This is a genomic window from Candidatus Binataceae bacterium, from assembly GCA_035500095.1.
Classification (GTDB): Bacteria; Desulfobacterota; Binatia; order Binatales; family Binataceae; genus JAKAVN01.
Genome location: DATJXN010000022.1, coordinates 1 through 20048 on the forward strand (window position 1 = coordinate 1; position 20048 = coordinate 20048).

Sequence of the window (20048 nt, forward strand, 5' to 3'; positions counted from 1 at the left end):
CATCGCCCGCTGCCGCCGCTCTTCTCCCCGCATCCGCCGCTTCCTCCACCGATCCGATTGCTCACTCTGACGAATTATATCGGAACGAAATTCAGGCGTTTATCAACGACCTGCTAGGGCCGCTAGATGACAAACATGAAGCAGCACCGGGTGCGCCAGCCTCTTAGTAGGTTAGTACTTTCCATGCTGGTTCAGCTGTCCGGCGGCTGCCGCTTTTTCCGACACAAAGTGACCTGCTCTCCCGTTTGGACCGCGCCGACAATCTTCGGCAAACCTATAACGGTCAGTGGAACTATACGTCTGGCCTTTATCGCCAATTGCACGGGCGGCACATTTGCCCACGCGAGGTTTTTTATTGGCTGTCCGGACAGCATCAATCCTAGTTGTGTTGGCCGCCCGTGGCCGTCAGCTAGCGATCCCATTGGACCTGCAGCGCATCCCAACTATCTTGGTCCTATCGATGAAGGAACCGCTACCAGTTTCAGCTTCGATACGAGCACTGTTCCGAATGCCCAGTACGACCTCGGGTTGAATCTGGTGTTTGGAGGCTCGAAGAAGACAAGGGTCTCCGGGTTGTCGAAAAGGCTTTATAACTAGTTCCGGCGGAGAGAAGAGAACGATGTCACGATGGTTAGCGGTCTTGGTAACAACTTCATTGATTGTAGCAGCGGCTTCCTGCGGTGGCGGTGGCGGTGGCGGTGGCGGCGGTCCGAAGCCGGCTCCGAGGGCCGCACCCACTCCGATGCCCACTGCGACCGTGATGCCGACTCCGACGCCGGCGGAGTTTGTCACAACCCTTCTTGCCAACGCCCCTCCCGACGAATGTTTCGTCGGGCTTGGCAGTTCGCGAAACCAATATCCGGGCGGACCAACCTGCATGGTCGGCGTGCCGAAGGTGAATCAGGCTTACGTCTGGGGCCTGACGGAAACCGGAACGGACGCGGCAGGCGATAGAGTCACCAGCCCGGCGGGGGGCGTGACGGGAGAGCGCAAGCTATGGTTTGGCAGCGCCGCGAACGTGCTGTGCCTGGTAATGGGCGGCTTGTTCACTCAGGCCGGGCTACCACTCACGCCGTTTCAGGACGGAAGGCTGGCCTGCGAATTCGGCTCCAGCAACTATCGAGCTACCAATCCCTCTCTGAACATACCTGCCTCCCTGGGCGATACCCGGCCGCCGCAGATTTATAACTACGACGTGCATACCAAGACGCTTACCAATATCACTCCGACCAGCATGCAGGATCCTTCCAATCTTGATCCGCTGACGCTCGGTCTTCGCTCTGCCGGCTCGCTCAGCGGCGTGGTGATACTCGCCGGACCGACTATCGCGTCGCTCCCCTCGCCCGATGCCGGCATTAACATGTTTGCGTACAACAGCACGACCGGCCAGTTTATCGGGGCGCAACACTACTCCCAGTACATTGACATACGCAGTTGGCTGGCTGTCGGCAGCGTCCTTTACGCCGGTGTCATGAACAGCGATGGAACCGGGAGCGTTCTCAGATGGACCGGCAACACGAGCAATCCGTTCCAGTTCGAGAACGTTGGCAACCTCGACCTGTCTGCGGCCTATCTCGCCGCGCATAAGGGCCGAATCTTCGCAACTACCTGGCCGGGGACCTTCTCGGGAATTCCAACGACGACGCCTGCAGGCCTCTGGATGAGCCCGGCGATTCCCACAGGTGGACTGACGCCGGCCAACGTCGCTCAATGGAGCAAGGTCTGGAGTGCGACGAATTACGAGCCGGATCCTCTCACCGCCCTTTCATGGCCCGGCGGAGCACTATCGAGCTACGACGGTCAACTCTATTGGGGACTGATGCAGGTGCCGATGACCGCCGCGCTAACGCATCTTGTCACCTACGGCATCCCTCTGACGCCAGCAAACATCGCGCTGGCTATTCTGGGGACCGAGCGCGCGATCCCGATTTTCCGATGCTGCACGAACCTCTCCCATCCCCACGCCGAACTTCTCTATGGCGCGCGGAAAATGCCGGTGCAGAGTCCCACGTCCCCGCACGGATGGTCGATTCAGCCCAATGCGATGGGCGTCGCGCCAGAGTACCGGCCGGCCGGTTTCGGAAATCCGTTCAACACCTACACCTGGAGTGGGCATAGCTTCTTCGGCTATCTGTTCTTTGGGACCTTCGATTGGAGCTTCGACGCGTTGCCCGATGCCGACTTCACCGCCTTCGGTCTCGATCGGCTCGAGAACGGCGGAAGCACATTTGGCGGACTCCCGAACTTCCTGACGGCCGCAGATATTGCCGAAGACGAACTGCTCGATCCAGGTGGCGACATCTGGATGTTTGCCTCTGGTACGACACCGGCCGCGCCTTTCACAAGGAACGGGTTAGCGATCCGCTGAATTACGGCTTCCGAACCATGATCTCTGACAGCCAGGCGCTGTTCGTGGGTTCGGCAAATCCCTTCAACCTGAAAACAGATCCGGACAAGAACCTGGGCGGCTGGCATCTTTACTCCATCACGCCGCATTGAGCGGTGACTGGAACGAGCGGGTCCCATGAAACCGAATCCATTCGCCCGCGTCTCTGTATTCGAAGCCTGATGGCATGGATCTAAGGGATTTATATGAAAAGTATTGTGGCAGCGGCGGTATTTCTCGGAGCCTTGGCGGTGGCAGTGCTAGCCGGAACCCAGGGATTCGGAGCTTGCCAATGGGCGGGCGGCGCTCAGCCGCCGGCGGCCGCGCCAAAGCCGTTGCATGCGGACGCCCGGGTTCCTGTCGTCGGAGTTGACGGGGCGGTTGCGGGGCCGGAAGTGCTGAATAGGGCGCAGGCGAGGCGGGCGCTCGCGCTGGCCATCCTCATCGGCGGGGACGCCCGTCACGGTTCGACGAACTAAACGATCCGAGTCTCATCGCGACGCTCTGACGCGGAGAGTCGCTGTACGGTACGGCGATTCAGCATTAGAGCGTCGCGGTTCCGCTCGAATCGTTTTCGCCCGACTTCGCTCGAGTTATGCCGCCGAGGCCTGCGCGAGGCGGCTTCCGTTTGCCGCCCGGGCCAGGCTCGCGAGCGAAATTCCGTAACGCTCGATCCTGTCGTACAGCTTCTTGCGGGAAATTTTCAGAATCCGCGCCGCTTGCACCTTGTTGCCGCCCGCGCGCTCGAGCGCGGAAGCGATGGCGTTGCGTTCGAACTCGGCATAGCTGCCCGCGCGCTCCTCCGCCGCGGCCATCGGCGCCGGCGCGGCCGCCGTGGGGGACGGGATTGCTGTCGGCGCTGTCCGCCATGCGTTAACGATCCTGCTCGGCAGATCGTCGAGCGTGACCGTCGCGCACGTGCCGAAGGTAAGAGCCGATTCGATGGTGTTGCCGAGCTCGCGGACGTTGCCCGGCCAATCGTACGCCTGCAGCGCGGACATCGCGTCCGCGTCGATCCCGACAAGCGATCTCAGGCCCTCGTTTCTTTCGTTCATCAACCGGACAAAATGCTGCGCCAGGTCCGCAACGTCATCGAGGCGATCGCGCAGCGGCGAAATTTCCAGCACGTTGACCTGCAGGCGATAATAGAGGTCGGCGCGCAATTGACCGCTGCGCGCGGCCTCGGCCGGATCGCGATTGGTCGAGGCGACGATCCGGACGTCGATCGGGATCTCCTTGGTCGAGCCGACTGGACGCACCGTGCGTTCCTGGATCGCGCGCAGCAGCTTCGCCTGAAGGTCCGGGCTCATCTCCGTAACCTCGTCCAGAAAGACCGTGCCGCCTTCCGCCGCGCGCAGCAGCCCCGGATGGTCCGCATTGGCGCCGCTGAAAGCTCCTCGGCGATGGCCGAACAGTTCGCTTTCGACGAGTTCTCTTGGGATCGCTGCGCAGTTGAGCGCAACGAAGGATCCGCGTCGTGCGCCGCACTCATGGATCGCGCGCGCCACCAGCTCCTTGCCGGTGCCGCTTTCGCCCACGATAAGAACGGTCGAGCGGGTGGCGGCGACCGCTTCTATGCGGCGAAACAGACGACGCATAGCGGCGTTCGATCCGACCAGGCCGTGAAACTGCCCGCTTGCCGCGGCCTTGGCTGATTCGGGCTCCGTTCTCCCGGCATCCTTGGAGCTGGCAGAGAAATTCCCGTCAAACTGCGGTCGTCGTTCTTCTATAGCCGCGGTCGTGTTGATTGGCATGCCTCCTTAGGCAGCACACTCTGTGCCATCTGATTCGGTTTGAAACACTTTGTAAATTGCAACCCGAACGGCTGGGCAGCCTGGGGCATCGATGTCCCATATGGGTAATGAAGACCACACGACGGGAGGCCGCAGCATTTGTAAATGGACGATCAGGGTGCAAATCTGCTGCCTTGCCATGGCGGGAACACCTAATCCGAAAGCACCGTCCCTTCTGAGCGATCCCAAGAATCGGGTCGTGATTGCCTATTGCTTCGTCGCGTTCACATGGCTTGCCGTCTCGGAGCTTTTTTGGCCTGCGCCGCATTCGCTGGCAAACCGGCTCATCTTCGTCGCAGGAACGGCGGCGTTGATGGTCGTGTTGCGGTGGTGGGGGTGGAGCGAGGCTCACCGGTACGCCTCGCAACTGCAGGAAAGCGGCGTCATAGCGGACGTCTTTTTCCACGCGGCTGGACAAGGGATCCTGATGGTGGCGCCCGACGGAAAGATGGTGCGCGCCAACGCGGCGGTCGAGCAAATGTTCGGCTACGGACACGGAGAACTCGAAGGCCGGCCCGTTGAAATCCTGGTGCCTGAGCGCGTGCTGGGCCAACACGTCGCGCATCGCGCGAGCTTCATGAAGGCGCCGCGGTCGCGCCCCATGGGGATCGGGCTGGATCTCGCGGGACGGCGCAAGGACGGCAGCGAATTCCCCCTCGAAATCAGCCTTAACTATGTCGCGCCGGTAACCGCTAGTCAGTTCGTCGTCTGCTTTATCACGGATATCAGCGAGCGCGTGGCGTTCGAACGCCAGACCAGGCAGGCCGAAACGATGAATGCGCTCGGTTCGATCGCGGCTGGAATCGCGCACGACCTCAACAATCCGCTCGCGATTATCTCCTCGCGTTCCGAGCTGATGCTCTCTCTGCTGGATGTCGGAAATCCCGATCTGCGCCAGGATCTCGAGGTTCTCCGGCGCAACGCCCAACGGGCAAGCCGCATCGCGACCGGACTGTTGACGCTGGCCGCCCAGCGCGCGAGCGAGCGCCAGCCCGTCAATATCAATGAGCTGGTTGAAGCATCTCTCCTGTTGATCGGCGGAGAATTTCGCCGCTCGAACATCGAGATCATCACTTCGCTTGACCGCAACGTCCCACTGGTTCCAGGCGATCCCACGGCGTTGCAGCGAGTGCTGATGAATCTGGTGATGAATGCGCGTGATGCGATGCCCGAGGGGGGCAACCTGACCATCGTGAGCGGGCCGGCGCGGGACCAGGCCGGGATGCTGCAATTGTCCGTCGCCGACACCGGGGCAGGCATTCCGGCGGACGTGTTGCCGAAGCTCTTCGATATCTTTTTTACCACCAAGACAAGCGGGACCGGACTGGGACTGTGGCTTGCATACCGCACCCTTCGCGAACACAGCGGTAGGATCGAAGTAGAATCGGAGCCCGGAAAAGGAACAAAATTTACGCTGACGCTGCCCACTATCCGGGATCGGGCCATCGCCGAAGGGAGTCGCGAAGGGTCATGAATTGGCAGCGCCTGGATGGCATAGCCTTTGCTCATTCCTTAAACAATCGAAGGGGACGGGGCAGAGGATTTCATGCCTGAAACCATTCTAATCGTCGATGATGAGACGGAGATGGCAGATACCTGCGCAAGGGTGCTGCGAGCGGGCGGATTCAACTGCCTGGTGGCCTACGACAGCGCAAAAGCGTTCGCACTGATGGATTCGGAACGGCCCGCATTGGTCGTCTCGGACATTACGATGCCGGACAGCGACGGCTTCGAGATGGCGCGTCACGCAAGCAAGAAGTCTCCGAAAATTCCAGTAGTTCTGATGACCGCCTACCACACGCCGGAAATAGCCCGGAATGTGCAGCAGGCTGGGGCGGCAGGCTACCTTCGCAAACCCTTTCCGAACGCCGAGCTGATCGCGATTGTGAAGATGCTTCTCCGCCAACACGTAAACGGCAAGTCTGAAATTTAGGCTGAGCGAGCTACTGTATCGAGTTAGGGCCACTGCGGCCGCCCTCCTAAAGATACCTTCGCACATCTGCCCGATGAAATTTGGATGGCAAGATCCTTGCTCAACAAGGGTCTTGGGACCCACCAGCCATTCGGCTCCGAGGCCCGACACTCGAGCAAGGGAGAAACCGCTAACCCAGGCACAAAATGAAGCCGAGAACCAGGAATATACTCGTCGCGCTTGGCGGCGCACTCCTTCTCGGCGCGATGGGCTCCGAGTCCCGCTGGTTTGCCGGCCTATGGAAAGGTGCGCCGCAAACGACCTTGACGATTTCCGGGAATATCGAAGCTCATGAAAGCGTGCTTAGCTTCAAACAGGTGCAATCGCGGATCGTCGAATTACCCTTCGACGAGGGCCAATGGGTGCACCACGGCGATCTGATCGCGCGTCTCGATGACGCCGACTATCGTCAGAAAGTGGAACTCGCGCGTGCGACTTCTGACCAGAGCCAGCAGCAGTACAGCCTCGCGCTTGCAAACCTGGAGGCTGCGAAAAAAGGGGTCCAGAGCGACGAGGCGGATCTCAACCAGAAAACGGTGGACTACAAGCGCGCGCAAGCGCTCTACGAGGCCAAGGTAACATCGACGCAGATGAGAGACCTCGCGGAAACCGCGTTCAGGCAATCTGAAGCGGTCTGGATGCGCGACAAGGCCTTGACCGTCGCCGCAGAGCGCAACGTCGAAGCAACGCTCGCGGCGGTTCGCAGCGCCGCGGAAAATCTCAAGCTCAGCGAGATCATCCTCGGCTATACGGTCCTCCGGGCACCGTTCGACGGCGTGATGCTGACGCGCCAGGCCGAGGTCGGAGAAGTGATGCTGCCCGGCACTCCGGTGGCAACGCTGGCCGATATCGACCATGTGTGGGTCCGCGCTTACATCAATGAAACCGATATCGGCCGGGTGCGGTTCGGACAGTCCGTGACCGTCACTACCGATACCTATCCGGGCAAGCGATACGCCGGGCGCATATCGGCGATCGCTTCGAAAGCCGAATTCACGCCGAAGAGCGTGGAGACGCACGCCGAGCGCGTGACGCTGGTCTATCGAATCAAGATTGACGTTTACAATCCGACCCATGAACTGGTCCCGGGGATGCCGGTTGATGCGGAAATCGCGCTCGGTCCGTCGAAATCGACAGCGCTCGTTCCCTCCGCGTCCCATGAGTGATTCGGCGGCGCAGGCGGTCGAGGTCCGCGGCCTCAGCAAGCGGCTGGGCAAGGTCGCCGCGGTCGACAACGTCAGTTTCACGGCCGAAACCGGCAAAATTTTCGGCATCGTCGGCCCCGACGGCGCCGGCAAGACGACCATCCTGCGGATCCTGTCTGGAGTAACGTTGGCGGACCGAGGCAGCGCCATCGTGGCCGGGTTCGACGTCGGCGCCAATCCCGAAGCGGTCAAAAACCACATCAGCTACATGCCTCAGCGCTTTGGCCTCTACGAAGACCTGACGGTTGACCAGAATATCCGCTTCTATGCCGAACTGTTCGGAGTCGATGGGCGCGCGCGCGAAATCAACGCCGCACGATTGCTGCAGGCTTGCGGAATGAGCGAATTTCGCGGCCGCCTCGCCGCAAAGCTTTCCGGCGGGATGAAGCAGAAGCTCGGGCTTACCTGCGCGCTGATCCATCGCCCACGCGTGATCCTGCTCGACGAGCCGACGACCGGAGTCGATCCGATATCACGCAGGGACCTCTGGCAGATCCTCTACTCGCTTCTGGCCGAAGGCGTAACCGTGCTGATCGCGACCGCCTACCTCGACGAGGCCGAGCGATGCCATCGCCTTGCGCTCCTCCATCAGGGTCGGCTGATGTTTTGCGGGTCCCCGGCGGAACTCAAGCGAAGCTTGCCGGGGGCGGTGCTGTCGGTCACTTCGCCCGAGGCGCGCAAAGTTGAGATGCGGCTCGCAGGCGCCGCCGGAGTCTCGAGCGTCCTGCTCCTCGGCGACGCGGTCCGTCTGGTGGTGGACGACGCGCAAGCGCGAATCGGCGAGCTCAGCGCGCTGCTGCGCGCGGCGAATCTGCCGTTCTCCGAATTCATCCGCACCGAGCCTACGGTCGAGGACGTTTTCGTCTCGAAAATCAGCGCCGCGGGAGCCGGGCCTTCCTTTGCGTGGAAGTCGCAGGGAGCGACGTCGTGAACGCCTCGATGCCGGCGCGACCGGCCGTTAGCAGCGCGCCCTCGGTCAGCGTGGATCGCCTGGTCAAACGGTTCGGCAAGTTCGTGGCCGTCGACGAGGTCAGCTTCGAGACCGCGCCGGGAGAGATTTTCGGCTTCCTCGGACCCAACGGCTCGGGCAAATCCACAACCATCCGGATGCTGTGCGGATTGCTGAGGCCGAGCTCGGGGCGCGCCACGGTGGCGGGGATCGACGTTGCGGCCGAACCCGAAGCGGTGCGTCGGCACATCGGCTACATGTCGCAAAAATTCTCGCTGTACCAGGATCTGACGGTCCGCGAGAACCTGCGCTTTTTTGGCGGGATGTACGGAGTGCCGGCCCGCGAGTTGGCCGCGCGCATCAAATGGGCGGTGACGATGGCCGGGCTCGACGGACGCGAATCGACCCCGGCTTGCGACCTGGCAGGCGGATGGAAGCAGCGGCTGGCGCTCGGATGCGCGGTGCTGCATCGGCCGCCGATCGTGTTCCTCGACGAACCGACCTCCGGCGTCGATCCGATGTCGCGGCGGCATTTCTGGAACATCATCCATCAGATGTCCGATGACGGCACAACCGTGTTCGTAACGACGCATTACATGGAGGAGGCGGAGTATTGTAACCGCCTCGCGCTCGTCGCGCGTGGCCGGATCGTCGCGCTGGGGCGGCCGTCCGAGCTCAAGCATCGTTTCGCCTCGGGCGCGCTGCTGCGGGTTGAGTGCGCGCCGCTTAGCGAAGCGGCCGAGGCGGCACGCTCGGCGCCCGGAGTGATCGAATCCGCGATCTTCGGCGGCGGCCTGCACCTGACGGCGGTGAAAGATCTGTCGATCGAAGGCCTCGCGCAGTATCTGGCGGCGCTTGGAATCCGCGTCCTGGCCATCGAGCGCATCGGGCCCACGCTGGAAGACGTGTTCGTTTCGCTTACGCGCGATCGGCCGAATACTGCGGCGCAAGGGCACTAGCGATGCGCTGGAAGCGACTGCGGGCGATCGCCCGCAAGGAAATCATCCAGGTCGTGCGCGACTGGCGCAGCCTGGTGATTATCGCCTTGATGCCGATCGTGATGACGCTGCTGTACGGCTACGGCGTTACGCTCGATATCAAGCACATTCCGATGTACGTCTTCGACCGCGAGGGCAGTCAGCGCAGCCAGGCTTTGCTCAAGGGATTTCAGGCTTCCGAGTATTTTCGTATCGTCAAGGTGGTTCACGACTATCCCGACGTCGTCCGCGGCATCAATTCGGGACGCTGTAAGTTTGCGCTGATCATACCTCACGATTTCTCAAAGCGTCTCGCCGAGGGCGCGACAGTCGGCGTACAGGCGCTGATCGACGCCAGTGACGACAACACCGCCAACATCATCATCGGTTACAGCGACGGGGTTGTCAGCCGATTCTCCGAGCAGGTCCAGATCGAATGGCTCGAGCGCCAGGGGATCACCAACATCGATCCGCCGCTGTCGGTCGACGCGCGGACATGGTTCAACGAGGACCTGGAAAGCCGCGCCTTTATCCTGCCGGGTGTAATCGCGCTCGTGATGGCGGTAATCGGGACGTTCCTCACCGCGCTCACGATCGCGCGCGAATGGGAGCGCGGCACGATGGAGCAGCTGGTCTCGACGCCGGTCACGCCGCTCGAACTCGTGCTCGGCAAGCTGATTCCTTATTTCGGGATCGGCATGGCCGCCACCGCGATGTGCGCGGGACTCAGCACCTTATGGTTCGAGGTTCCGCTGCGGGGCCATCTGACGACGCTGTTTGGCGCGTCCGCGCTCTTTCTGTCGGTCGTGCTCGCCCTGGGTTTCTGGATCTCGGTCCTGGCGCGCTCGCAGCTCGTCGCGAGCCAGGTGGCGATGGTGGCGACCTTCATGCCGGCGTTCCTGCTCTCGGGCTTCATCTTCCCGCTCGACCAGATGCCGGCGCAGATCAGATTTGTGAGCTACTTCGTGCCGGCCAGGTACTACGACACGATTCTCAAAGGGGTGTTTCTGAAGGGCGTCGGCGTCGGCGAGCTGCAGTTCAATTTTCTGGCGCTGGCGGGTTTCGCTTTCCTGATCGCGAGCGTCGCGGTGCTGAGCTTCCGCAAACGGATCGATTAGAGCGGGGCGGGCGATGCTTGGCAGGCTGCGGCAGATGCTGGTCAAGGAATTCATCCAGCTCCTGCGCGATCCCAAGGCGCGGTTCGTGCTGTTTGCACCAGCGCTTATCCAGATGATGGTGTTTGGTTACGCGGCGACCTTCGAAGTGCGCCACGTGCCAACTGCGGTGCTCGACCTCGACCATAGCCAGGAGAGCCGGGAGTTGATCGCTCGCTTTGCCGCGAGTCCCTACTTCGACATCCGTTACCGCCTCCAGCGCCGTGAGGAGATACGCACGCTTATCGACGCGAGCGACGTCTACCTTGCGATCGAAATTCATCCGGGCTTCGCGGAGCTGCTGCGCAAGGGGCGTACGGCCCCGCTGCAGGTGATCCTGGATGGCACCAACTCCAACACGGCGCTCATCGCCTATGGCTACGTGTCGCGCATCGCGGAAACCTTCGCGCAGGATCAATTGCGCGACCGGCTGAATCGCACCGACCCCGGCCTGGTCGCCGTGGTGCCTGGCGTCGTGCTCGAACCGCGGCCCTGGTTCAACGCTGACCTGCTCAGCCGGTGGTTTATCGTGCCGGGCCTTATCGGCAGCATCGTGCTGCTCACCGTGGTGCAGCTCACGGCGTTCGCCGTGGTCAGGGAGCGCGAGCTGGGGACCTTCGAGCAGATCATGGTCACGCCGATCAAACGGTCGGAGTTCATCCTGGGCAAGACGGTGCCCTTTTTCCTGGTTGGACTCGCCGACACGGCGGTGGTGGCGACGGTGGGCACGCTGTGGTTCGGCGTGCCCTTCCGCGGCAGCGCGCCGCTGCTGCTGCTGGGGGCCGCGCTGTTCCTGCTCAGCATGCTCGGCATCGGGCTGCTGATTTCGACCTCCGCGACGACTCAGCAGCAGGCGATGGTGACCGGCTTCTTTGTCGTGATGCCGTCGATCACCCTATCCGGGCTCGGAACGCCGGTGAGTTCGATGCCGCCGGCGCTGCAGTGGATTTGCGAGTTCAACCCGCTGAGCCACTTCCTGGTGGTCCTGCGCGGCCTCTATCTGAAGGGTGTGGGCCTCGGCGTGTTGTGGCCGAACATGCTGGCGATGGCGCTGATCGGAGCGGCGCTGCTCGCCTTCACCACGACCAGGCTGCGCAAATCGCTTGACTAGCGGATGCTGTGTTTGTTGAGCAGGCGATGGAGCGTCTTGCGATCGACGCCGGCCTTGCGCGCGGCCTGCGATACGTTGCCGCCCTCGCGCCGCAACAGTTCGGCGACGTAGGCGGACTCGAGGTCGCTTATCCAACGCTCCTTGGCCTCTTTCAGGGTGAGCTTGCTCGCGGTATCGGCGGCGGGTGGACGCGCCGATGGCGCCGGCGCCACGGTCCTCAGATGAGCGGGCAAATCGGCAAGCGTGATCATCTCGCCTTCGGTCAGAGCGCAAGCTCGCTCGACCACGTTCTGCAGTTCGCGCACATTGCCCGGCCACGAATACGTCTCCAGCGCCGCCATCGCTTCGGGCTCGAAGCCCCGTGGCGCGGCCGTATCGCGGCGAGCGAATTTCGCAAGAAAGCTCATGGCCAGCAGCTCGACGTCGCCCGGACGCTCGCGCAGCGGCGGGAGCGCGATGTCGATGACCGCGATGCGGTAGTAGAGATCCTCGCGGAACGCGCCTCCCTTCACCAATTCGCGCAGGTCGCGGTTGGTGGCGCAGACCACGCGAATATCGACGTCGATTGGCCGCGTGCCGCCGACCCGTCGAATTTGCCGCTCCTGGAGCGCGCGCAGGAACTTGACCTGCAGGCCCAGCGGCAGCTCGCCAAGCTCGTCCAGAAAAAGGGTGCCGCGATTGGCCATTTCGACGAGCCCCTGCTTCGCGGCGATCGCCCCGGTAAACGCTCCCTTCTCATGGCCGAAGAGCTCCGACTCGAGCAGATTCTCCGGCAGCGAGGCGCAATCGACCGCGACGAAGGGCTGCGCCGCGCGTGGGCTATTGGCACGGACCGCTCGCGCGATCAGCTCTTTTCCGGTCCCCGACTCGCCCAGCACCAGGATATTGGCGTCGGAGCGCGCCGCCTTGCGCACCAGCTCCAACACCTGCTGCAGCGCGTTGCTGCGCCCGATGATGTTTTCAAAGCCGACAATCCCTAGTTGTTCGCGCAATTGGAGGATCTCGTTTTGCTGCCGCCGCCAGGTCAGCGCGCGCTCGACCGCGAGCTTGAGCTGATCGATGGAAAACGGCTTAGCAATAAAGTCAAAGGCGCCGGCCTTGACCGCCGCCACCGCGGATTCCAGCGTCGCATGCGCGGTGAGCATCAGGACCGGGATTTGCGAATCGACCTCCTTCGCCCTCCGCAGCATCTCCATCCCATCCATCTCCGGCATGCGCAAATCGGTGAGCAGCAGATCGGGCCGCTCCGAGGCAAGCAAGGTCAAAGCTTCTCGCGCGTCATTGCTTGTGAAGCACTGGTAGCCGGCCGAGCCGAGGGCGCGGCGGCAGGTTTCGGTCATATCCGGTTCGTCGTCGACGATGAGTATGCGCTGCACCATTTTCGATTATGCCAACACCGCGCAGTCCGGTCCACGCAGGCCGGAGCGGCCGGACCGCGGGGTGATCGCGGGTCATGCGGGCTGGGCGCGGCGAATGTACGATGTTATGGTCCGGCAAAAGACAGGGAAATTTTTGCGGAGGCGACCGCGGCTATGGCTTTTCCTTATGGCAAAATAATGTGTCCCGTCGATTTCACCGAGAACTCCCTCGTTGCTCTGGACCGGGCCGCTGAAATCGCCCGGCACTTCGGCGCAAAGCTTATCCTGGTACATGCGGTCCCACTGGTCGCACAGGTCGGAAACTTTCCGATGCCCGCAAGCGTCTATGCGGAGCAGGAGAAGACCGCCAAGGCCAGGCTGGCCGAGATCGCCGGACAAAAACTCGGCGACCTCGGGTACGAGTCGATCGTCTTCATCGGCGACGTCGTCGGCGGCATCCTGCAAGCCGTTGTTCAATTCAAGCCGGACCTGCTGGTGATGGCTACTCACGGGCGCGGCGCGGTCGCACATTTTTTTCTTGGAAGCGTGGCCGAAGCCGTGGTGCGCAAAGCCGAGTGTCCGGTTCTGACCGTTCGAAATCCGGGGCCGGCTTCGCACTCGGCCAAGGGCTGACGACTCGCGGCTATACTGTGGCCGGTCGCGTCACCAAAAATTAGCGGGGTGAAAAAAGATGTCGCCTTTGGCGACAGTACTCGCCTATAATCAATGTTTCAGCGCGCTCCTGGATGGCACTCACCTTGCTCCCGCTTAGAATTAAGTCGTGCCGTAGAAGCTTGGTAAAGCGAAACCGGGCAGAAAGGAGGGCAGGACCATGGTACCGCCGGAGAAATGGAACCCGTCGCGCGACCTGGAGCGATTCAGGCATGAAGTCGACGACCTGCTCGAAAAATTTGGCCTCGAGCGCGGCACGTTTCGCAAGGACTGGGAATCTTCCGGCGCGCTTCGACCGGCGGTGGAATCATACGTCGAGGGTGATAAGTTCGTTGTCAGGATGGAACTGCCTGGTATCGACCCGCAGCAGATTGCTATCAAGGTCACGGGTGGGGTCCTCACCGTGAAGGGCTCGCGTGAGCAAAAAACCGAGACCAGGAAAAGCAACTTCTATCGGCGCGAGATCCGTTACGGATCATTCGAACGGTCGATTTCGCTGCCGGAGGGAGTCAAAGCCGACGACCTCAAGGCCACCTATCGCGACGGCATTCTCGAGTTGACCGCGGCGATGCCCAAAGAAGCGGTGCCTAAAGAGGTCAAGGTCCAGATCGAAGGCCACGGCGAAAAAAAGGACAACGGCGCCAAAAAGACCGCTTGAACCCGCAGCCAAGTCGCCCAACGAGATGCTCGAGCGGCGTGGTTCTGACTGCAATCTAACCACTACAGGGAAATAACCGGAACGTTATGCGGAACTCACCTGGCAATGCCACCAAACAATCCCGCGGGCTTATTCGGAGTCTCAATCGCAGCGCCGCCCGCGACGACAAAAGTCCCCAGGTCGTCAGAAAGACGGCTCAGCCGAAGGAGGCCACCGTGTGCGCGCGATGCGGCGCGCTGTACCTCCGCAAGACCTGGCGCCATGACCATAAATTGACTGACGAGTTACTGGAGCGGCGTGTATGGGGATTCTGTCCGGCCTGTGACGAAGTCAGCCAGCAGGAAGGTCAGGGACGGCTCATCATCCGCGGAAGCGGAATAGCCGGCAACCGCGCCCTCATCCGCAGCCGGATGGAGAACGTCGCCAGCAGAGCGATGGCGACCCAGCCCGAGCGGCGGATCGTTTCGATCGATGCGATCGAAGCCAAAGGTGAAAAGTCGATCGAGGTGCTGACGACCTCGCAGAAGTTGACCCACCGGATCGCACACGAGCTGAAGAAGCTCTTCGGCGGACGGACCTCCTACAACTGGAGCGACGACGGCACCCTGTTCGCCACCTGGGAGTTCGAGCAGCGAAAGCCGAAGACGGCGAAAGCGAAGCAACGCCGTAAGAGCCGCTGACCGCGATCACGCGTTCACCGGGCCAACAGCAAAAGTCCTGCGGCGCCGCCGGCAAAGGCGGCCCCCACCGTCGCGATCACACGCCAACCCAACCGCACGTTGCCAACACTGACAGCTATGAGCGGCTTTAGAAGTGTGTTCGTCGCGGCTGCCAACAGCACCGCGTCCGCAGCTGCGCCGATCGGCAACTGGCCCTGGCTAACCATCGACGCGCACGAGAGGTTTATCGCGTCGACATCCACCAGACCGGCCAGGATGGCCAGTATGTAGATCCCTTTATATCCCAGCTCCTGATTCGCGCCCTGCGCCAGGATCATGGTCACTGCGAGAAACAGGCCGAACTTCAGCGCCAGTCTCAGATCGAGCGGATTACTCGGTTCGTCGCCCCGTTCGCTCTCAGTCGCCGTTGCGCTGCGGCTCGAAAACCATGCCGCCGCGGCCAGCGTCAGCAAGCCGGCCGACAGCACCGGGATGGCCAGCGCCCGGGCGAGAGCCAGCGAAACCACGCCAACGACTACCAGAATTCGCGGAAGCATGGTCGCGGTCGCGACTGCCACTGCACCGGCCAGCAGGTCGGCTCTCGCGCTTTGGTCGTTGGCCCGGCGCGCCACGCTCACGGTGACGGCAGTCGATGAAACGAGGCCGCCGCAAAGCGCGGTCATCAGAAGTCCGCGCCTTTCGCCGAAGACTCTGATCGCGAAGTAACCGACGTATGAAACCGCGGCCACCAGCACCACCATCCACCACGTCCGATAAGGATTGAAGGCCTGCCACGGACCGAAGCCGGCGTTGGGCAGCACCGGAAGCAGCACGACAGAAATCAGAAGCAGGCGCAGCGTCGCCAACAGTTCGGACCGCTCGATACGCCGGAGGATGCTGTGAAGCTCGGGCTTGAAGCCGAGCAGCAACGCCACGACCACCGCGGTCGAGGATGCGACCGTCGTTTCACCCGCGCCTGCGAGCGCTCCCAGGCAAAACGTCAAAAGCGCGGCGACGAGGCCGGTGATGCTCACGTCCTGGCCGCGCCATGGCTCGCGCGAATAGCCTAACGCCATGAACGCGCTGACTGCCGCCGCAGCTACGGCCATAACTATCCCGTGCAGCGACCCGCCTACCTGTGCGGTGACGCCGCCCAGAAGTCCGATCAGTCCAAAGGTGCGCAAACCGGCCGCGCGTTGGCCTTCGGGAAGCTCGCGCCGCTCCCATCCTCGTTCGAGGCCGATCAGGAGCCCGATGGCCAGGGCGACGGCGAGACGTGCGATCAGGCCGTAATTTCCGGGAAGGATCACGCGGAATCCGATGACTCGCGGCGGCTGCGGTTCATCTGTTCAGCGGCATCTGATCGTCGATCCATTGCTCGGCGTCAGCAGAACGCGGAAAATCCATCGCCTCGACGGTGTCCTTCCAGAGGATTTCCCACCTGCCGGTGGCGGGGTTTTTCCTGACCGTATAACCCTGGTAGTCGTAGCTCGGGTATTCGCTCACGTCCGCCAATCCTCTTAAACGCGGCTATCGCAGAAATGGCTATTATCTCGAATAGTCAATCTGGATCATTTGATGCGTGTGCGCAAATACGAGACGCAACCGCCTAGAGTCGCCAGTTGCGGATAGTCCGATTCGGGAATATCCACTCCCGTCGTCTCGTGAATCGCAATCATCAGGTTGAGCATGTCCATCGAATCGAGATCGATCTGCTCGCGTAAATCGGTCGCCGGATCGATTTCAGACTCGACCTCGGGCGCTATTTTGCCTAACTCCCGCAGGACCATCGCCTTGATTTCGTCGTCGCTCACAGCTCGTCCGGCTCCTGTAAAATGCGGTCGATGGCGGCGAGGAAAAGACCTCCGCGATGGCCGTCGCTGGCGCGATGGTCAGCGGCGAGCGTCGCCATCACGGTCGGCTTCGCGCCAAGCATCCCATCGGCCGCCCACACCTGTTCGGTGATTTTGCCGAATCCCACCAGCGCAACCTGCGGCGGATAGATTATCCCGAAGACGGTTTCGACGCCCTCTTCGCCGAGACTGGTCACCGTGATAGTGGCGTCGGCTATCTCGGAACTTCGCAGCACTCCCGCGCGTACGCGCTTTACCAGGTCCCTCAGGTTGACCATGATCTCGTCGAGCGGCTTCTTGTCGATATCGTGAATCGCCGGCGCGATGAGGCCACCCTGCCGCAGCGAGATCGCGACGCCGACATGAACAGCCCCAGCGGGTTTGAATGCGCCGTCCACCCAAAAGCCGTTCATTTCCGGTACCTGCCGCGCCGCGAGCGCAGTGGCCTTGAGCAGAAGGACTGAGTAGAGCAAGCGTTCGGTCACCGGGCGTTGGAGATTATAGGCCTGCAACCAGGTCATCGCGCGCCCCATGTTGACCCGGGTCCCCAGATAGTAGTGTGGAATTTCGCGCTTGGAGCGCGCCATCGCCGCCGCGATCACCTTGCGCATCGCTTCGCGGCGCTCCTCGGGCGCGATGGCGGCCCTGCGTTGGGTGGCAGCCGCGGATATTTCCGGCGCCCCTGCCGCTGCGGGCGCCGCCGCTGAAGGGACCGGCGCCCGTGCCACGGCGGTTGGCGGGACGGGCGGCGGCGCCTTGGGCGCCTTGGCTGCCCGCGCGACGTCGGCCCTGGTGATCGCTCCGTGAGGCCCCGTTCCCTTCACGCTGGAAAGGTCCACTTTCAGTTCGACGGCCGCGCGCATGGCAAGCGGCGAGATGCGCAACCGGCCAGGCGCGGCGGGCGGCGTCGGCAATTGCGCAGGCCTCTCCGCGCGAGGCGGCGCCTGCGGTCGCAACGGCTTGGCGGCGGCGGGCGGGGCGGCTGTCGGAGCGGCCGTGACTTTTGCCACTGCGGCGGCAGGCGTCGGCTTTGGCGCCGACGGCACAGCAGCTTCGCCATCGCTGCGGATCAGGGCGAGAAGAGTGCCTATGGGAACCTTCTCTCCCAGCGGGACAATAATCTCCTGGATGACCCCGGTATCAAAAACTTCGACCTCGACCGTGGCCTTCTCCGTATCGACCACGGCGATGATGTCTCCGCGCTTGACCGCGTCGCCGGGCTTGACCAGCCACTCGAGGATAGTGCCGGCCTCCATGTCGGCACCCAAGGCGGGCATGCGAAATTCAGCCACGATCACCCATCATGAGGCTCACGGTTTCGACAATGGTATGGACGTGGGGCAGCGCCGCTTCTTCCATATGTTTGGCGTACGGCATCGGCACTTCGGCGCTGCAAACCCGCTCAACCGGAGCGTCAAGTTCGTAAAATGCGCCCTCCATGATGCGCGCGCTGATCTCGGCCGAGATACTGCCGCTGCGCCATCCTTCATCGACAATCACCGCCCGATGCGTTCTGGTAACCGAATTCAGGATGGTTGCCGTGTCGAGCGGACGCAGCGTGCGGAGATCGACGACTTCGGCATCGATGCCCTTGGCCGACAGCTCCTCGGCGGCCTGCAGCGCCTTGCCCAGCGTGCCGCCGTAGGTGATGAGGCTTACGTCGTCGCCGGGCCGGCGCACCGCAGCCTTGTCAATAGCGACGGCGCTGGCGTCCGCCGGCAACTCGCCTTCCAGGTTGTAGAGCGTGCCATGTTCGAAAATCAGCACCGGGTCCGGGTCCTGGAGTGCTGTCCATAGCATGCCGCGCGCATCTTCCAGCGTCGCGGGAGTGAGTATTTTGATGCCCGGGATATGCGCATACCAACCCTCGAGACTGTGCGAGTGCTGCGCGGCGAGCTGGCGTCCGGCGCCGGTAGTCATTCTGATAACCAATGGAATATTGAACTGGCCGCCGGACATGTGAAGGATGGTCGCGGCGTTGTTCACAATCTGATCCAGCGCGAGCAGGCTGAAATTGACGGTCATGATCTCGACGATCGGCCTCATCCCTCCCAGTGCGGCGCCGATCCCGGCGCCGACGAAGGCCGATTCGGAGAGCGGCGTGTCCCGGATCCGCTCGGGGCCGAACTCTTCCAGCAATCCTTTGCTCACCGCGTAGCAGCCGCCATAGCGGCCAACGTCCTCGCCCATCAGGAACACGCGCGGATCGCGCAGGAGCGCCTCGCGGATCGCTTGCCGCATCGCCTCGCGATAAGTCGTGCGGTTGGGGGGCGTCACGTCCGCACTCATGACGGCGTCCTTTCGGAATACACGAACCTGGTCAGGTCCTCGACTGGCTCCAGGGTTCCCGCCTCGGCAAACTCGACCGATTTGGCGATCTCCTGCGCGACGTCATCCTCGATCGCCTTGAGGTCGGCTTCGCTCAGCAGCGCCGATTCGGACAAGCGCGCCTGGAAGGTTGCGATGGGATCGCGCGTCTTCCACTGTTCGACTTCCTGTTTGGAGCGATACAACTGCGGATCGTACATCGAGTGCGCGCGAAACCGGTAGGTGCGGAATTCGATGAAATACGGGCCGGCGCCTCCGCGCACGGCCGCAACCGCCCTGCGCGCGGCGTCCTCACACGCGATAACGTCCATCCCATCGACGGGCCACGCCGGAATTTCGTAGCTCGCCGCCTTGAGGCTCAGGTCGACCTCGGATTCGGAGCGTTTGAGCGCGGTGCCCATCGCATAGAGATTGTTCTCGCAAAAGAAGACGACCGGCAGTTTCCACAGCGCCGCGAGATTCATGCTCTCGTGGAATTCCCCCTCCGCCACCGCGCCCTCGCCAAAGAAACATGCTGTGACGCGCGCGTGGCCCTGCATCTTGTCCGCCAGCGCCAATCCGACCGCCAGCGGCAGTCCGCCGCCGACGATCGCATTACCGCCATAGAAGCGGGCAGTAGCGTCGAACAGATGCATTGAACCGCCGCGGCCGTGGCTGCATCCTTCGCGCTTGCCGAACATCTCGGCCATGATCGAAGCAGCGGAGACTCCGCGAGCCAGCGCATGTCCGTGCTCGCGGTAAGTCGCCACGATCGCGTCGTCGGCTTCGAGAGCGCTCAGCGCCCCGACCGCGACCGCCTCTTCGCCGATATACAGATGGAGAAAGCCCCGGATCTTGGCGGCGCTGTAGAGTTCGGCGCATTTCTCCTCGAAGCGGCGGATCCGCAGCATCTCGCGCAAGCGCGCGAGCGCGCGATCCCGCTCCAGCGCGGGCTGCGTCAAGTCGGTTTCCAGAGCCATCGGGTTGCTCCGAA

At 62.5% G+C, this 20048-nt stretch carries 19 protein-coding genes; 11 read left to right on the forward strand and 8 right to left on the reverse strand.

Going from position 1 to position 20048, the window contains the following annotated elements:
- Positions 1-742 precede the first annotated feature (742 nt).
- On the forward strand, positions 743-2368 hold the full coding sequence (locus tag VMI09_03090; protein ID HTQ23653.1) for a hypothetical protein: 1626 nt from the start codon (positions 743-745) through the stop codon (positions 2366-2368).
- A 611-nt stretch (positions 2369-2979) separates the two neighbouring features.
- On the opposite strand, the gene VMI09_03095 is transcribed toward VMI09_03090, so the two are convergent.
- Complete coding sequence (locus VMI09_03095; protein HTQ23654.1) at positions 2980-4140, reverse strand: sigma-54 dependent transcriptional regulator; 1161 nt, start codon at positions 4138-4140, stop codon at positions 2980-2982.
- Between the two features lie 100 nt (positions 4141-4240).
- Here VMI09_03095 and VMI09_03100 point away from each other — a divergent pair, with 100 nt between their 5' ends.
- The 7 genes from VMI09_03100 (at position 4241) to VMI09_03130 (ending at position 11547) form a co-directional block, all read left to right on the forward strand.
- On the forward strand, positions 4241-5653 hold the full coding sequence (locus VMI09_03100) for an ATP-binding protein (protein HTQ23655.1): 1413 nt from the start codon (positions 4241-4243) through the stop codon (positions 5651-5653).
- A 72-nt stretch (positions 5654-5725) separates the two neighbouring features.
- Complete coding sequence (locus VMI09_03105) at positions 5726-6112, forward strand: response regulator (GenBank protein HTQ23656.1); 387 nt, start codon at positions 5726-5728, stop codon at positions 6110-6112.
- Between the two features lie 245 nt (positions 6113-6357).
- Positions 6358-7317, forward strand: coding sequence for an HlyD family efflux transporter periplasmic adaptor subunit (locus VMI09_03110; protein HTQ23657.1), 960 nt, complete (start codon positions 6358-6360; stop codon positions 7315-7317).
- Positions 7310-8287 carry an ABC transporter ATP-binding protein gene (locus VMI09_03115; GenBank protein HTQ23658.1) on the forward strand — a complete coding sequence of 326 codons (978 nt, stop codon included), beginning with the start codon at positions 7310-7312 and terminating at the stop codon, positions 8285-8287. The genes VMI09_03110 and VMI09_03115 overlap by 8 nt, the downstream gene beginning before the upstream one ends.
- Positions 8260-9264 (forward strand): ABC transporter ATP-binding protein, encoded by a 1005-nt coding sequence (locus VMI09_03120; protein ID HTQ23659.1) that lies wholly within the window; start codon positions 8260-8262, stop codon positions 9262-9264. The genes VMI09_03115 and VMI09_03120 overlap by 28 nt, the downstream gene beginning before the upstream one ends.
- A gap of 2 nt (positions 9265-9266) precedes the next feature.
- Positions 9267-10400: an ABC transporter permease gene (locus VMI09_03125; GenBank protein ID HTQ23660.1), complete on the forward strand. Its 1134-nt coding sequence runs from the start codon at positions 9267-9269 to the stop codon at positions 10398-10400.
- A gap of 13 nt (positions 10401-10413) precedes the next feature.
- Positions 10414-11547 (forward strand): ABC transporter permease, encoded by a 1134-nt coding sequence (locus tag VMI09_03130; protein ID HTQ23661.1) that lies wholly within the window; start codon positions 10414-10416, stop codon positions 11545-11547.
- Here the strand turns inward: VMI09_03130 and VMI09_03135 are convergent.
- Positions 11544-12926 carry a sigma-54 dependent transcriptional regulator gene (locus VMI09_03135; GenBank protein ID HTQ23662.1) on the reverse strand — a complete coding sequence of 461 codons (1383 nt, stop codon included), beginning with the start codon at positions 12924-12926 and terminating at the stop codon, positions 11544-11546. The two genes, VMI09_03130 and VMI09_03135, sit on opposite strands and share 4 nt — an antisense overlap.
- Before the next feature lie 153 nt (positions 12927-13079).
- Here VMI09_03135 and VMI09_03140 point away from each other — a divergent pair, with 153 nt between their 5' ends.
- From VMI09_03140 to VMI09_03150, 3 genes are all read left to right on the forward strand, one after another.
- The gene (locus VMI09_03140) at positions 13080-13538 is read left to right on the forward strand and encodes a universal stress protein (GenBank protein HTQ23663.1); all 459 of its coding nucleotides are present in this window, start codon (positions 13080-13082) and stop codon (positions 13536-13538) included.
- Positions 13539-13737: 199 nt separating this feature from the next.
- On the forward strand, positions 13738-14235 hold the full coding sequence (locus tag VMI09_03145) for an Hsp20/alpha crystallin family protein (protein HTQ23664.1): 498 nt from the start codon (positions 13738-13740) through the stop codon (positions 14233-14235).
- Positions 14236-14507: 272 nt separating this feature from the next.
- The gene (locus VMI09_03150) at positions 14508-14915 is read left to right on the forward strand and encodes a hypothetical protein (GenBank protein ID HTQ23665.1); all 408 of its coding nucleotides are present in this window, start codon (positions 14508-14510) and stop codon (positions 14913-14915) included.
- A gap of 14 nt (positions 14916-14929) precedes the next feature.
- On the opposite strand, the gene VMI09_03155 is transcribed toward VMI09_03150, so the two are convergent.
- From VMI09_03155 to pdhA, 6 genes are all read right to left on the reverse strand, one after another.
- Entirely contained in the window at positions 14930-16204 is a 1275-nt protein-coding gene (locus VMI09_03155; GenBank protein HTQ23666.1) for an MgtC/SapB family protein, read from the reverse strand.
- 31 nt (positions 16205-16235) lie between these two features.
- Positions 16236-16400, reverse strand: a complete 165-nt coding sequence (locus tag VMI09_03160; protein ID HTQ23667.1) for a hypothetical protein — start codon at positions 16398-16400, stop codon at positions 16236-16238.
- A gap of 65 nt (positions 16401-16465) precedes the next feature.
- On the reverse strand, positions 16466-16708 hold the full coding sequence (locus VMI09_03165) for a phosphopantetheine-binding protein (GenBank protein HTQ23668.1): 243 nt from the start codon (positions 16706-16708) through the stop codon (positions 16466-16468).
- Complete coding sequence (locus VMI09_03170) at positions 16705-18024, reverse strand: dihydrolipoamide acetyltransferase family protein (protein HTQ23669.1); 1320 nt, start codon at positions 18022-18024, stop codon at positions 16705-16707. The genes VMI09_03165 and VMI09_03170 overlap by 4 nt, the downstream gene beginning before the upstream one ends.
- Before the next feature lie 7 nt (positions 18025-18031).
- A complete protein-coding gene (locus VMI09_03175; protein ID HTQ23670.1) occupies positions 18032-19036 on the reverse strand; it encodes an alpha-ketoacid dehydrogenase subunit beta in 1005 nt (334 codons plus the stop codon).
- On the reverse strand, positions 19033-20034 hold the full coding sequence (gene pdhA / locus VMI09_03180; protein ID HTQ23671.1) for a pyruvate dehydrogenase (acetyl-transferring) E1 component subunit alpha: 1002 nt from the start codon (positions 20032-20034) through the stop codon (positions 19033-19035). The genes VMI09_03175 and pdhA overlap by 4 nt, the downstream gene beginning before the upstream one ends.
- Positions 20035-20048 lie beyond the last annotated feature (14 nt).

Bases quoted from the DNA above. Each gene is read 5' to 3' on its own strand.
- VMI09_03090 (HTQ23653.1), top strand. From the start codon at position 743: ATGCCCACTGCGACCGTGATGCCGACTCCGACGCCGGCGGAGTTTGTC.
- VMI09_03095 (HTQ23654.1), bottom strand. From the start codon at position 4,140: ATGCCAATCAACACGACCGCGGCTATAGAAGAACGACGACCGCAGTTT.
- VMI09_03100 (HTQ23655.1), top strand. From the start codon at position 4,241: ATGGGTAATGAAGACCACACGACGGGAGGCCGCAGCATTTGTAAATGG.
- VMI09_03105 (HTQ23656.1), top strand. From the start codon at position 5,726: ATGCCTGAAACCATTCTAATCGTCGATGATGAGACGGAGATGGCAGAT.
- VMI09_03110 (HTQ23657.1), top strand. From the start codon at position 6,358: ATGGGCTCCGAGTCCCGCTGGTTTGCCGGCCTATGGAAAGGTGCGCCG.
- VMI09_03115 (HTQ23658.1), top strand. From the start codon at position 7,310: ATGAGTGATTCGGCGGCGCAGGCGGTCGAGGTCCGCGGCCTCAGCAAG.
- VMI09_03125 (HTQ23660.1), top strand. From the start codon at position 9,267: ATGCGCTGGAAGCGACTGCGGGCGATCGCCCGCAAGGAAATCATCCAG.
- VMI09_03130 (HTQ23661.1), top strand. From the start codon at position 10,414: ATGCTTGGCAGGCTGCGGCAGATGCTGGTCAAGGAATTCATCCAGCTC.
- VMI09_03135 (HTQ23662.1), bottom strand. From the start codon at position 12,926: ATGGTGCAGCGCATACTCATCGTCGACGACGAACCGGATATGACCGAA.
- VMI09_03140 (HTQ23663.1), top strand. From the start codon at position 13,080: ATGGCTTTTCCTTATGGCAAAATAATGTGTCCCGTCGATTTCACCGAG.
- VMI09_03145 (HTQ23664.1), top strand. From the start codon at position 13,738: ATGGTACCGCCGGAGAAATGGAACCCGTCGCGCGACCTGGAGCGATTC.
- VMI09_03170 (HTQ23669.1), bottom strand. From the start codon at position 18,024: ATGCCCGCCTTGGGTGCCGACATGGAGGCCGGCACTATCCTCGAGTGG.
- VMI09_03175 (HTQ23670.1), bottom strand. From the start codon at position 19,036: ATGAGTGCGGACGTGACGCCCCCCAACCGCACGACTTATCGCGAGGCG.
- pdhA (HTQ23671.1), bottom strand. From the start codon at position 20,034: ATGGCTCTGGAAACCGACTTGACGCAGCCCGCGCTGGAGCGGGATCGC.